The sequence below is a fragment of the Pseudomonas sp. FFUP_PS_473 genome (genome assembly GCF_002858665.1).
In the GTDB taxonomy this organism is placed as follows: Bacteria; Pseudomonadota; Gammaproteobacteria; order Pseudomonadales; family Pseudomonadaceae; genus Aquipseudomonas; species Aquipseudomonas defluvii.
Genome location: NZ_PJQQ01000021.1, coordinates 40,723 through 52,674 on the forward strand (window position 1 = coordinate 40,723; position 11,952 = coordinate 52,674).

The 11,952-nt window shown below is 56.7% G+C and carries 13 protein-coding genes; all 13 read right to left on the reverse strand.

Annotated features, from left to right (window positions below; all coding sequences use genetic code 11):
• Nucleotides 1-20: 20 nt before the first annotated feature.
• Complete coding sequence (locus tag CYD26_RS15675) at nucleotides 21-446, reverse strand: F0F1 ATP synthase subunit epsilon (RefSeq protein ID WP_065759577.1); 426 nt, start codon at nucleotides 444-446, stop codon at nucleotides 21-23.
• Nucleotides 447-490: 44 nt separating this feature from the next.
• Nucleotides 491-1,867 carry a F0F1 ATP synthase subunit beta gene (gene atpD / locus CYD26_RS15680; RefSeq protein ID WP_102053044.1) on the reverse strand — a complete coding sequence of 459 codons (1,377 nt, stop codon included), beginning with the start codon at nucleotides 1,865-1,867 and terminating at the stop codon, nucleotides 491-493.
• Nucleotides 1,868-1,894: 27 nt separating this feature from the next.
• The gene (gene atpG, locus CYD26_RS15685; protein ID WP_065759575.1) at nucleotides 1,895-2,755 is read right to left on the reverse strand and encodes a F0F1 ATP synthase subunit gamma; all 861 of its coding nucleotides are present in this window, start codon (nucleotides 2,753-2,755) and stop codon (nucleotides 1,895-1,897) included.
• 50 nt (nucleotides 2,756-2,805) lie between these two features.
• Nucleotides 2,806-4,350 carry a F0F1 ATP synthase subunit alpha gene (gene atpA, locus CYD26_RS15690; protein ID WP_065759574.1) on the reverse strand — a complete coding sequence of 515 codons (1,545 nt, stop codon included), beginning with the start codon at nucleotides 4,348-4,350 and terminating at the stop codon, nucleotides 2,806-2,808.
• 21 nt (nucleotides 4,351-4,371) lie between these two features.
• Entirely contained in the window at nucleotides 4,372-4,908 is a 537-nt protein-coding gene (locus CYD26_RS15695; RefSeq protein WP_065759573.1) for a F0F1 ATP synthase subunit delta, read from the reverse strand.
• A 12-nt stretch (nucleotides 4,909-4,920) separates the two neighbouring features.
• Nucleotides 4,921-5,391 carry a F0F1 ATP synthase subunit B gene (locus tag CYD26_RS15700; RefSeq protein ID WP_065759572.1) on the reverse strand — a complete coding sequence of 157 codons (471 nt, stop codon included), beginning with the start codon at nucleotides 5,389-5,391 and terminating at the stop codon, nucleotides 4,921-4,923.
• 57 nt (nucleotides 5,392-5,448) lie between these two features.
• Complete coding sequence (gene atpE, locus CYD26_RS15705) at nucleotides 5,449-5,706, reverse strand: F0F1 ATP synthase subunit C (RefSeq protein WP_003097235.1); 258 nt, start codon at nucleotides 5,704-5,706, stop codon at nucleotides 5,449-5,451.
• 144 nt (nucleotides 5,707-5,850) lie between these two features.
• Nucleotides 5,851-6,720 (reverse strand): F0F1 ATP synthase subunit A, encoded by an 870-nt coding sequence (gene atpB, locus CYD26_RS15710; RefSeq protein WP_065759571.1) that lies wholly within the window; start codon nucleotides 6,718-6,720, stop codon nucleotides 5,851-5,853.
• Nucleotides 6,721-6,736: 16 nt separating this feature from the next.
• Complete coding sequence (locus CYD26_RS15715) at nucleotides 6,737-7,144, reverse strand: F0F1 ATP synthase subunit I (RefSeq protein ID WP_065759570.1); 408 nt, start codon at nucleotides 7,142-7,144, stop codon at nucleotides 6,737-6,739.
• A gap of 149 nt (nucleotides 7,145-7,293) precedes the next feature.
• Nucleotides 7,294-8,166 (reverse strand): ParB/RepB/Spo0J family partition protein, encoded by an 873-nt coding sequence (locus CYD26_RS15720; protein WP_065759569.1) that lies wholly within the window; start codon nucleotides 8,164-8,166, stop codon nucleotides 7,294-7,296.
• A 9-nt stretch (nucleotides 8,167-8,175) separates the two neighbouring features.
• The gene (locus CYD26_RS15725) at nucleotides 8,176-8,967 is read right to left on the reverse strand and encodes a ParA family protein (RefSeq protein WP_065759568.1); all 792 of its coding nucleotides are present in this window, start codon (nucleotides 8,965-8,967) and stop codon (nucleotides 8,176-8,178) included.
• An 18-nt stretch (nucleotides 8,968-8,985) separates the two neighbouring features.
• Nucleotides 8,986-9,621, reverse strand: coding sequence for a 16S rRNA (guanine(527)-N(7))-methyltransferase RsmG (rsmG, locus tag CYD26_RS15730; protein WP_176717420.1), 636 nt, complete (start codon nucleotides 9,619-9,621; stop codon nucleotides 8,986-8,988).
• A gap of 5 nt (nucleotides 9,622-9,626) precedes the next feature.
• Nucleotides 9,627-11,519: a tRNA uridine-5-carboxymethylaminomethyl(34) synthesis enzyme MnmG gene (mnmG, locus tag CYD26_RS15735; protein ID WP_099776491.1), complete on the reverse strand. Its 1,893-nt coding sequence runs from the start codon at nucleotides 11,517-11,519 to the stop codon at nucleotides 9,627-9,629.
• Nucleotides 11,520-11,952: the final 433 nt, after the last annotated feature.

Below are 11,952 nucleotides of genomic sequence, written 5' to 3' on the forward strand. Positions count from 1 at the left end.
TCGCACTACAGAAGCTTGGCTTAACCGCCGAACTTCTTGCGGATCTGCTGGACGGTGCGCAGCTGGGCTGCGGCTTCGGCCAGACGTGCAGCGGCGGAACCGTAGTCGAACTCCGCGCCTTTTTCGTGCAGGGCCTTTTCAGCAGCCTTGACGGCTTCCTGAGCGGAGGCTTCATCCAGGTCGCTAGCGCGTTGCACAGTATCGGCAAGCACCTTGACCATGTTCGGCTGGACCTCGAGGAAACCACCGGAGATGTAGAACACCTCCTTGTCGCCACCCTGCTTGGTCAGCGTGATCGGACCCGGCTTCAGATCAGTGATCAGCGGGGCGTGGCCTGGAGCGATACCGATATCACCCAGGTTGCCGTGCGCAACCACCATCTCGACCAGACCGGAGAAAATTTCTCCTTCCGCGCTGACGATATCGCAATGGACTGTCATAGCCATCTGCTTGCCTCAACCTGATTAGCGCCCCTTTCGGGGCGCCGGGATTACAGTTTCTTGGCTTTCTCGATCGCTTCTTCGATGCTGCCGACCATGTAGAACGCTTGTTCTGGCAGGTGGTCGTAGTCACCGTTGAGGATGCCTTTGAAGCCAGCAATGGTGTCTTTCAGGGAAACGTATTTACCCGAAGCACCGGTGAAGACTTCAGCCACGAAGAACGGCTGGGACAGGAAGCGCTGGATCTTACGAGCACGGGATACCAGTTGCTTGTCGGATTCGGACAGTTCGTCCATACCCAGAATGGCAATGATGTCCTTCAGCTCTTTGTAGCGCTGCAGCACGTACTGAACACCGCGAGCGGTTTCGTAGTGCTCGGTGCCGATGACCAGAGGGTCCAGCTGACGCGAAGTCGAGTCCAGTGGATCGACCGCTGGGTAGATACCCAGGGAGGCGATGTCACGGGACAGTACCACGGTGGCGTCCAAGTGGGCGAAGGTGGTCGCTGGCGACGGGTCAGTCAGGTCGTCCGCAGGTACGTATACGGCCTGGATCGAGGTGATCGAACCTTGCTTGGTCGAAGTGATGCGCTCTTGCAGCACGCCCATCTCTTCAGCCAGGGTCGGCTGGTAACCTACTGCCGAAGGCATACGGCCCAGCAGTGCGGATACTTCGGTACCGGCCAGGGTGTAACGATAGATGTTGTCGACGAACAGCAGAACGTCGTTACCTTCGTCACGGAACTTCTCAGCCATGGTCAGGCCGGTCAGCGCTACGCGCAGACGGTTTCCTGGTGGCTCGTTCATTTGGCCGTATACCAGAGCAACCTTGTCCAGTACGTTGGAATCCTTCATCTCGTGGTAGAAGTCGTTACCCTCACGAGTACGCTCACCCACACCGGCGAACACGGAGAAACCGCTGTGCTCGATGGCGATGTTACGGATCAGTTCCATCATGTTTACGGTTTTGCCTACACCGGCACCACCGAACAGACCAACCTTACCACCCTTGGCGAACGGGCAAACCAGGTCGATAACCTTGATACCGGTTTCGAGCAGGTCGTTGCCACCAGCCTGTTCTGCGAAGGAAGGCGCGGCACGGTGAATGCCCCAACGCTCTTCTTCGCCGATCGGACCGGCTTCGTCGATTGGGTTGCCCAGGACGTCCATGATACGGCCCAGAGTCGCTTTACCGACTGGAACGGAGATGGCTGCCTTGGTGTCAACGACGTCCAGACCGCGCTTCAAGCCTTCGGTCGAGCCCATCGCAATGGTACGTACTACGCCGTCGCCCAGCTGCTGCTGAACTTCCAGAGTAGTTTCCGCGCCCTGTACTTTCAGCGCGTTATAGACACTCGGTACGCTGTCACGTGGGAATTCCACGTCAATGACGGCGCCGATGATTTGAACGATACGTCCGCTACTCATAGCTGGATCCTCTGAATATTTGAACCGTTAAACCGCGGCAGCGCCGCCGACGATTTCCGAGATCTCTTGGGTGATCGCAGCCTGACGTGCCTTGTTGTAGATCAGCTGCAAATCGCTGATCAGGTCGCCGGCGTTGTCGGTGGCGTTTTTCATTGCGATCATCCGCGCAGCTTGTTCAGCCGCGTTGTTCTCGACTACCGACTGGTAGACCTGCGACTCCACGTAACGCACCATCAGGCCGTCCAGCAGCTCTTTGGCATCGGGTTCGTAGAGGTAGTCCCAGTGGTGCTTGAGTTCTTGATCCGGGGTTGCGACCAACGGAATCAACTGCTCGACCGTTGGTTTTTGCGTCATGGTATTGATGAACTTGTTCGACACCACGGACAGGCGATCGATACGACCTTCCAGGTATGCGTCCAGCATGACTTTGACGCTACCAATCAGATCGTTGATCGATGGCTCTTCGCCCAAGTGGCTGATTGCAGCAACGACGTTACCGCCGAAGTTACGGAAGAATGCCGCACCTTTGCTGCCGATCACGCACAGGTCGATCTCGACGCCTTGTTCGCGGTTTGCCGACATGTCCTTGACCAGGGCCTTGAACAGGTTGGTGTTCAAGCCGCCGCACAGACCACGGTCACTGCTCACCACGATATAACCGACACGCTTGATGGCGCGATCGATCATGAACGGGTGGCGGTATTCCGGGTTGGCGTTGGCCAGATGACCAATCACCTGGCGGATGCGCTCCGCGTAAGGACGGCTAGCAGCCATACGCAGTTGAGCCCTGCGCATCTTGCTGACCGCCACTTTTTCCATGGCGCTGGTAATTTTTTGCGTGCTTTTGATGCTCGCAATCTTACTGCGAATCTCTTTTGCGCCTGCCATGTAACACCTATCAGGTTAGCAAGCGGGGGCTGCAAAGCCCCCGCTGCGGCTTACCAGGTTTGGGTGGCCTTGAACTTCTCGATACCGGCTTTGATGCCAGCGTCGATTTCGTCGTTGAAGTCACCCTTCACGTTGATCTTCGCCATCAGTTCGGCGTGATCACGGTTGAAGTAAGCAATCAGCGCTTGTTCGAAGCTACCGATCTTGGCGATTTCAACGTCGACCAGGAACCCACGCTCAGCGGCATACAGCGACAGCGACATGTCAGCGATGGACATTGGCGCGTATTGCTTCTGCTTCATCAGCTCGGTAACACGTTGACCGTGCTCGAGTTGCTTACGGGTGGCTTCGTCCAGGTCAGAAGCGAACTGGGCAAATGCAGCCAGTTCACGGTACTGAGCCAGAGCGGTACGGATACCACCGGACAGCTTCTTGATGATCTTGGTCTGAGCGGCACCACCTACACGGGATACCGAAACACCGGCGTTAACTGCAGGGCGGATGCCCGAGTTGAACATGGCCGATTCCAGGAAGATCTGACCGTCGGTGATCGAGATCACGTTGGTCGGAACGAACGCGGAAACGTCGCCAGCCTGGGTTTCGATGATCGGCAGAGCGGTCAAGGAACCGGTTTTGCCAGTTACTGCACCGTTGGTGAACTTCTCGACGTACTCTTCGGAAACGCGCGATGCACGCTCCAGCAGACGGGAGTGGAGATAGAACACGTCACCTGGGTACGCTTCACGTCCTGGTGGACGACGCAGCAGCAGGGAGATCTGACGGTAAGCAACAGCTTGCTTGGACAGGTCATCGTAAACGATCAGCGCGTCTTCACCGCGGTCACGGAAGAACTCGCCCATGGTGCAACCGGCGTATGGCGCCAGGAATTGCAGTGCGGCGGATTCCGAAGCACTGGCGGCAACAACGATGGTGTTAGCCAGAGCGCCGTTTTCTTCCAGCTTGCGAACAACGTTGGCGATGGTCGATTGTTTCTGACCAACGGCGACGTAGACGCAGAAGATGCCACTGTTTTTCTGGTTGATGATCGCGTCAACCGCCATGGCGGTTTTACCGATCTGACGGTCACCGATGATCAGCTCACGCTGGCCACGGCCGACTGGAATCATGGCGTCGACGGATTTGTAGCCAGTCTGTACAGGCTGGTCTACCGATTTACGCCAGATAACGCCCGGAGCAACTTTCTCGACCGCATCGGTCTCGGTGTTGTTCAGTGGGCCTTTACCGTCGATTGGGTTACCCAGTGCGTCGACTACGCGACCCAGCAGTTCCTTACCAACCGGAACTTCCAGGATGCGGCCGGTGCACTTGGCACTCATGCCTTCGGCAAGGGAGGTATATGCGCCCAGTACTACCGCACCAACGGAGTCTTGCTCCAGGTTGAGGGCCATACCGTAGACGCCGCCCGGAAACTCGATCATTTCGCCGTACATAACGTCGGCCAGACCGTGGATCCGCACGATACCGTCAGAAACGCTGACGACAGTACCTTCGTTGCGGGCTTGAGAGGCGACATCGAGTTTCTCGATGCGACCCTTAATGATTTCACTAATTTCGGAAGGATTGAGTTGCTGCATTGCTCTGCTGCCCCTTCAAACTCAAGATTTCAATGCTTCGGCCAGTTTCGCGATTTTGCCGCGAATCGAGCCATCGATTACCAGGTCGCCGGCGCGGATCACGACACCACCTATGAGGGAGGTATCCTCCACAGCGTGCAGTCGCACTTCCCGGCTGAGCCGTGCACTGAGAACCTTGGCGAGTTTGTCTTGCTGTTCTTGGTTCAACGCAAAAGCACTAGTGACTTCCACGTCCACGGATTTTTCCTGCTCGGCCTTGTACAGCTCGAACAGCGACGAAATCTCCGGCAACAGCAAGAGACGGTCGTTTTCCGCGGCAACATGAATGAAATTCTGTGCCTGGGCATCAAACTTGTCACCGCACACTTCAATAAAAGTGGCGGCCTTTTCTGCGCTCGTCAGTCGCGGGGCCTTGAGCAGGCGCTGCATGGTGCCGTCTTGCGACACCGCAGCAGCCAGGCCGAGCATGGCTGACCAATTGGCCAGTTGCTGATGGGCCTGGGCATGCTCAAAGGCAGCCTTAGCGTAAGGTCGGGCCAACGTGGTCAATTCTGCCATGATCGCCCTCGCTTAAATTTCAGCGGCCAGTTTGTTAACCAGCTCCGCATGCGCGTTTTGATCGATTGTGGCACCAAGGATCTTCTCAGCGCCGTTAACGGCCAGGCTACCCAGTTGGGCGCGCAGCGCGTCTTTGACACCGTTAAGTTCCTGTTCGATCTCGGCCTGAGCCTGAGCCTTCACACGGTCAGCTTCGACGCGGGCCTGATCACGGGCTTCCTCGACGATCTGAGCACCGCGCTTCTTGGCTTGCTCAATGATTTCGGCTGCCTGAGCTTTCGCTTCGCGCAGTTGCTGACCCACTTTATCTTGGGCCAGCTCCAGGTCGCGAGCTGCTCGGCTGGCAGCGTCCAGTCCATCCGCGATCTTCTTCTGACGTTCTTGCAATGCCGCGATGACCGGAGGCCACACGAACTTCATGCAGAACAGCACAAAGATGAAGAACGCAACGGACTGGCCAATCAGGGTTGCATTAATGTTCACGCCAACACCTCGCTCGTTCTTTGTCCATCACACAAAACCACTCGAAAATTCGAGTGATTAGCCGGCGATTTGACCAACGAAGGGATTAGCGAAGGTGAAGAACAGAGCGATACCAACACCGATCATGGTTACGGCGTCGAGCAGACCGGCAACGATGAACATTTTAACTTGCAGCATTGGAACCATCTCTGGCTGGCGAGCAGCGCCTTCCAGGAACTTGCCGCCCAGCAGGCCGAAACCAATGGCGGTACCCAGTGCACCCAGGCCGATCAGCAGAGCAACAGCAATAGCGGTAAGACCAACTACAGTTTCCATCTTTCCTCCCGACTTTTACGTCGTATTGGTTAGGTTTTTTAGTTTGAAGCGGTAAAGCAAAATCGTTTTGTACAGCTGCCCTTGCGGACCTTTTGCGACCCTTGCCCGTACCGGCGAAAGGGTCTTCAGACACGCCAGGCGGTCTTAATGGTTATCTTCGTGAGCCATCGACAGGTAGACGATGGTAAGCATCATGAAGATGAACGCTTGCAGGGTGATGATCAGGATGTGGAACACCGCCCACGCCCACTGCAGCACCACGCCCAGGCCGCTGAGCCAGAGCAGACCAGCACCGAACATCACGGCAATCAGGATGAACACCAGCTCGCCGGCGTACATGTTGCCGAAAAGACGCAGTGCCAGGGAGATTGGCTTGGCGATCAGGGTCACAAATTCCAGCAGGAAGTTCACCGGAATCAGCAGGATCTGAACGAAGATGTTCTTGCTGCCGAACGGATGCAGGGTCAGTTCGCCGAGGAAACCGCCGATGCCCTTGACCTTGATGCTGTAGAAAATGATCAACGCGAACACGCAGAAGGCCATGGCCAGGGTAGCGTTCGGGTCAGTCGTGGAGACTGCACGGAAAGGAATGTGCTTGTCGCCGGAAATCAGCATGGCCAGTTGAGGAATCCAGTCGACCGGTACCAGGTCGATGGCGTTCATCAGGAAGACCCAGACGAAGATGGTCAGCGCCAGCGGTGCGATAACCGGGCTACGACCGTGGAAACTGTCCTTGACCGAACCGTTGACGAACTCCACCAGCACTTCAACGAAGTTCTGCAGGCCGCCAGGTTGACCGGAAGTTGCTTTCCGGGCCGCCATGCGGAACAGGAGAATGAAGATCAGACCCAGCGCAAAGGACCAACCCAGGGTGTCCACGTGGAACGCCCAGAAGCCCATTGCTTTGGCTTCTGCTGCGGAATGGGCAAAACCCCAACCGCCGTCTGGTAGTTGACCGTAGGTCAAGTTCTGCAAGTGGTGCTGGATATAGCCCGAAGCGGTTTCTGCTGCCATGTTTGCCTCAAACGCCCTAAGGTCTCGAAAGTCTTGTTTTCACTAGCAGGGGCGCGAACCAGCTGACCAACTGGGTCAGCAGAAAGACGCCGAATACTGCTAATGGCGCCAATGGCTTCACTCCTGCAAACGTCAGCGCGAACAGCACTGCCGTCAAAATCAATTTGCCTGCCTCGCCAGCGTAAAACGACTTGACGATGGCCTGCGCTGCCCTGGCTCCGGTAAACCGAAAAGCCTTCCAAGCAAAGTACACATTCGGTAGCCAGGCAATCAGCCCTCCGCAGAGGCCTGAATATCCGTCGACTGCCCCGCGCCACTGCCACAACGCCAAGGCTGCCAACAGAAACACGACACACTGAGCCAGCAGTACCGGAAAAACCGCCCAGCGATGGAAAGGCAAGCGGTTTGGCGTGCGGGTTTCCATCACAACTGCTCCTCAAAAGTCGGCCAACCCGTCAACTCTGACTTGGCATAATTTGTGCCGACAAAATGCGCGCAGAGTATAGGGGCGGTTTAACCCCTATTCAACTGCTGGGTAGTGATTTCCGACTGTGCGCTACAACAGGAATTGTTTCAGCGGATGTGAGCAAGGACGCCCTGCAACTCATCCAGCGAGTTATAACGAATCACCAACTGGCCTTTGCCCTTGTTCCCATGACGGATCTGGACAGCCGAGCCCAGCCGCTCTGCGAGCCGCTGTTCAAGGCGTGCGATGTCCGGATCAGGCTTGGCCGGTTCGACCGGTTCAGGCTTGCCATTGAGCCACTGACGGACCAGTGCTTCAGTCTGGCGCACCGTCAATCCACGTGCGACAACATGTCGCGCCCCATCAACCTGTTGCTCATCCGGCAATCCGAGCAATGCACGTGCATGGCCCATTTCCAGATCGCCATGGGAGAGCATGGTCTTGATGACTTCCGGCAGGGTGATCAAGCGCAACAGGTTGGCCACGGTAACCCGCGACTTGCCCACGGCATCGGCAACCTGCTGCTGGGTCAGCTGGAACTCATGCTGCAGCCGTTGCAGGGCAATCGCCTCTTCCACCGGGTTGAGGTCCTCGCGCTGGATGTTCTCGATCAGCGCCATCGCGATGGCCGCCTCATCGGGCACATCACGCACCATTGCCGGAATAGTATCCATGCCGGCCTGCTGACTGGCGCGCCAGCGGCGCTCACCCGCAATGATTTCGTAGCGATTGTCAGCGATCGGACGAACCACGATCGGCTGCATGACACCCTGGCTACGGATCGAGTGCGCCAATTCCTCCAACGCCTGCGGATCCATGTCGCGGCGAGGTTGGTACTTCCCGCGCTCGATCAGGTCGAGCGGCAGGTGTTGCAGTTCTTTCTGATCGACCTTGACAGCCTGCTCTTCGAGCGCGCTGACAGTCGGACCACTCAGCAGTGCATCCAACCCACGTCCGAGACCTCGTTTCTTAACGGCCATACGGATTCCTTAAGTTGCTTGTGCAGTGCGAGATTGACGACGCTGGCGACGCACCATCTCACCGGCCAGGGCCAGGTAGGCCAAGGCACCGCGCGATTGCTTGTCATAGGCCAGCGCCGGCATGCCGAAGCTTGGTGCCTCGGCCAGGCGAATGTTGCGCGGGATCACGGTGTCGTACAGCTGATCACCGAAATGCTCCTTGAGCTGCGCCGATACATCATTGATCAGGCTCAGGCGCGGGTCGTACATGGTCCGCAGCAAGCCTTCGATCTTCAGCTGTGGATTAAGCCGCTCGGCAATCCGCTTGATGTTATCCACAAGGTCACTCAAACCTTCCAGCGCAAAGTATTCACATTGCATCGGAATGATCACGCCATCGGACGCGACCAAGGCGTTGAGGGTCAACATCGACAGCGACGGCGGGCAATCGATGAGGATGTAGTCGTAGCTTTCACGGATCGGCGCCAGCGCGGTACGCAGACGACTCTCCTTCATCTGCATTTCCAGCAACACCACCTCGGCGGCGGTCAGGTCACGGTTGGCCGGCAGCAGTTGATAACCACCGTGCTCGGAGAAGCGCATGGCCTGGGCCAGATCGCATTCACCGATCAACAGGTCATAGACCGAATGTTCCAGGACGTGTTTATCCACACCACTGCCCATGGTGGCGTTGCCCTGTGGATCGAGATCGATCAGCAGCACGCGGCGCTTGGTCGCCACCAGCGATGCTGCGAGATTGATACAGGTGGTGGTCTTACCCACACCACCCTTCTGGTTCGCGATTGCGAATACCTTAGCCATTCTTGCTTGTGTTCCCAGTCATGCCGTGCGGCGCAGTATCAGCAGATGGCGCTGGCCTTGGCAACCCGGTACGGTCAAGGCCTGCTCGCTATCCACTTTGAAATCTGCCGGCAATGCTACCAGCTCATCAGCTGGATGCAGCCCTTTCATTGCCAGCCACTGCGTCTGGGTATCCCCCAGGTGCCGCGTCCAGTTAGTGAAGTTTTCCATGCTGCTGAAAGCACGCGAAATGATTCCGGTGAAAGGGCGCTCCGGCTGGAACGCCTCAACCCGATTGTGGATAACTTGCAGGTTATCCAGTTTCAATTCCAGCTTTACCTGAGTCAGGAAGCGGGTTTTCTTGCCATTGCTGTCGAGCACCGTGACCTGCTTTTCCGGATGCAGGATAGCCAATGGAATACCGGGCATGCCACCGCCGCTGCCGACGTCAAGCCAACGCTCGCTGTGGATAAACGGCATTACACTCAGGCTGTCGAGCAAATGACGGGAAACCATCTCGTCCGGGTTACGCACAGCGGTCAGGTTATACGCCTTGTTCCACTTGATCAGCAGTGCCAGGTACGCCAGCAGTTGCTCCTGCTGGCTGGCACTCAACTCGACGCCCAGTTCGCGGGCGCCTGTGGACAACTCTTCGGCATGTTGAGGGGTGACCATGGAACTCAAGCGCTTTGCTCCAACTCACGGCCTGCGCCGCGTTTTTTCAGGTGAATCAGCAAGAGTGAAATTGCTGCCGGGGTTACGCCAGGGATACGGGAAGCCTGACCCAATGTTTCCGGACGAGTCTGGCTGAGTTTGCTCTGAATTTCCTTGGAAAGCCCGGAAATGTTCGTGTAGTCGATATCCTCGGGCAGACGGGTATCTTCGCTGGCACGCAGACGAGCAATTTCTTCCTGCTGGCGATCGATGTAGCCGGCGTACTTGGTCTTGATTTCGACCTGCTCGGCAACTTGTGGATCAATGCCTTCGCTACCGGTCACTTCGATCAAACCGGCGTAATCGATTTCCGGACGGGTGAGCAGGTTGAGCAGGTTGTACTCATGGCTCAGCGGCGTACCGAATTTCTCTGCAATGGCTTGGCCTTGCGCCGTACCAGGGCGTACCCAGGTGCTTTTCAAACGTTGTTCTTCGCGCTCGATACCTTCGCGTTTAGCGGTAAAGGCCGCCCAACGGGCGTCGTCGACCAGGCCCAGTTCGCGACCTTTTTCGGTCAGACGCAGGTCAGCGTTGTCTTCACGCAGGATCAACCGGTACTCGGCCCGAGAAGTGAACATGCGGTACGGCTCTTGAGTACCGAGGGTGATCAGGTCGTCGACCAACACACCGATGTACGCTTCATCGCGGCGCGGGCACCAGCTTTCACGGCCCTGTGCACGCAACGCGGCGTTGGTCCCGGCCAGCAATCCTTGTGCACCGGCTTCTTCGTAGCCGGTGGTGCCGTTGATCTGGCCAGCAAAGAACAGGCCGCCAATCACTTTGGTTTCAAGGCTGTACTTGAGATCTCGCGGATCGAAGTAATCGTACTCGATGGCATAACCCGGACGAACGATGTGCGCATTCTCCATGCCGCGGATCGAGCGAACGATCTGCAGTTGCACGTCGAATGGCAGGGATGTGGATATCCCGTTCGGATACAGCTCGTGTGTCGTCAGGCCTTCAGGTTCGATAAAGACCTGATGGCTCTCCTTGTCCGCAAAGCGGTGAATCTTGTCTTCGATCGAAGGGCAGTAACGCGGGCCAATACCCTCGATGACACCGGAGTACATTGGCGAACGATCAAGGTTCGACGCAATGATTTCATGGGTGCGTGCGTTGGTGTGGGTAATCCAGCAACTGACCTGGCGCGGGTGCATCTGCTGCGACCCCATGAACGACATCACCGGGGTGGGCGTGTCACCCGCCTGTTCGGTCATCACCGAGAAATCCACAGAACGGCCATCGATACGCGGCGGAGTGCCGGTTTTCAGACGACCAACCCGTAAGGGCAATTCACGCAGGCGATGTGCCAGGGCAATCGACGGTGGATCACCGGCACGACCACCGGAGTAGTTCTGCAAACCGATGTGGATAAGTCCACCAAGGAAAGTACCGGTGGTCAGTACCACTGCATCGGCGAAGAAACGCAGGCCCATTTGAGTGACCACACCACGCACCTGGTCCTGCTCGACGATCAGGTCGTCGCACGACTGCTGGAATATCCACAGGTTGGGTTGGTTCTCAAGGATCTCGCGCACTACCGACTTGTAGATCGCACGGTCTGCCTGTGCACGGGTGGCACGTACTGCCGGACCTTTGCGGTTGTTCAGAACGCGGAACTGGATACCACTCTTGTCGGTTGCCAGCGCCATTGCGCCACCGAGTGCATCGATTTCCTTGACCAGGTGGCTTTTGCCAATACCACCGATGGCCGGGTTGCAACTCATATGACCGAGGGTTTCCACGTTGTGGGTCAACAGCAGGGTTTTCACACCCATGCGTGCTGACGCAAGCGCAGCCTCGGTACCGGCATGGCCGCCGCCGATGACGATCACTTCAAAACGGGAAGGGAAATCCACCACGCACCTCGTGCCTGTTTCGCGAATAAATAAGGGATAGCCGACAAGTATAGGGACTTCACCCCCTCTAAAGGAACCTTTTGCACAAAATTTAACCAGCCTGTGGATGAGTGGCAGGCAATAGAAATTAAAGAGAGAAATTTATTAAAGCTTTGTTTTTATGTTTATTCTTATGTAGCCACCTTTCTGTGGATAAAGTGCTACAGGCCTTTAAATACGTAATGTACAGCGATTTATAAGCCTGTGATCTAGTGGGTCTGAGCGTTCTGGATAAGCGCTTTAAGCCTGTGGATCAAATGGCTAGTTACCCACAGCGCAGGTTATCTCCAACCTTGAAGGCCAGTTATCAACGGAGCTGAAGGTGAGTTTTCCACAGGGCTTAATTCACAGGTAGCCAGTACGCGGGCAGGAAAAACCCTCAGGCGTGACCTGT

What these genes read in the sequence shown, in the direction of transcription:
- atpG (WP_065759575.1), bottom strand. Translation starts at nt 2,755, where the DNA reads ATGGCAGGCGCAAAAGAGATTCGCAGTAAGATTGCGAGCATCAAAAGC.
- atpD (WP_102053044.1), bottom strand. Translation starts at nt 1,867, where the DNA reads ATGAGTAGCGGACGTATCGTTCAAATCATCGGCGCCGTCATTGACGTG.
- atpE (WP_003097235.1), bottom strand. Translation starts at nt 5,706, where the DNA reads ATGGAAACTGTAGTTGGTCTTACCGCTATTGCTGTTGCTCTGCTGATC.
- atpB (WP_065759571.1), bottom strand. Translation starts at nt 6,720, where the DNA reads ATGGCAGCAGAAACCGCTTCGGGCTATATCCAGCACCACTTGCAGAAC.
- atpA (WP_065759574.1), bottom strand. Translation starts at nt 4,350, where the DNA reads ATGCAGCAACTCAATCCTTCCGAAATTAGTGAAATCATTAAGGGTCGC.
- CYD26_RS15715 (WP_065759570.1), bottom strand. Translation starts at nt 7,144, where the DNA reads ATGGAAACCCGCACGCCAAACCGCTTGCCTTTCCATCGCTGGGCGGTT.
- CYD26_RS15720 (WP_065759569.1), bottom strand. Translation starts at nt 8,166, where the DNA reads ATGGCCGTTAAGAAACGAGGTCTCGGACGTGGGTTGGATGCACTGCTG.
- rsmG (WP_176717420.1), bottom strand. Translation starts at nt 9,621, where the DNA reads ATGGTCACCCCTCAACATGCCGAAGAGTTGTCCACAGGCGCCCGCGAA.
- CYD26_RS15675 (WP_065759577.1), bottom strand. Translation starts at nt 446, where the DNA reads ATGGCTATGACAGTCCATTGCGATATCGTCAGCGCGGAAGGAGAAATT.
- CYD26_RS15725 (WP_065759568.1), bottom strand. Translation starts at nt 8,967, where the DNA reads ATGGCTAAGGTATTCGCAATCGCGAACCAGAAGGGTGGTGTGGGTAAG.
- CYD26_RS15695 (WP_065759573.1), bottom strand. Translation starts at nt 4,908, where the DNA reads ATGGCAGAATTGACCACGTTGGCCCGACCTTACGCTAAGGCTGCCTTT.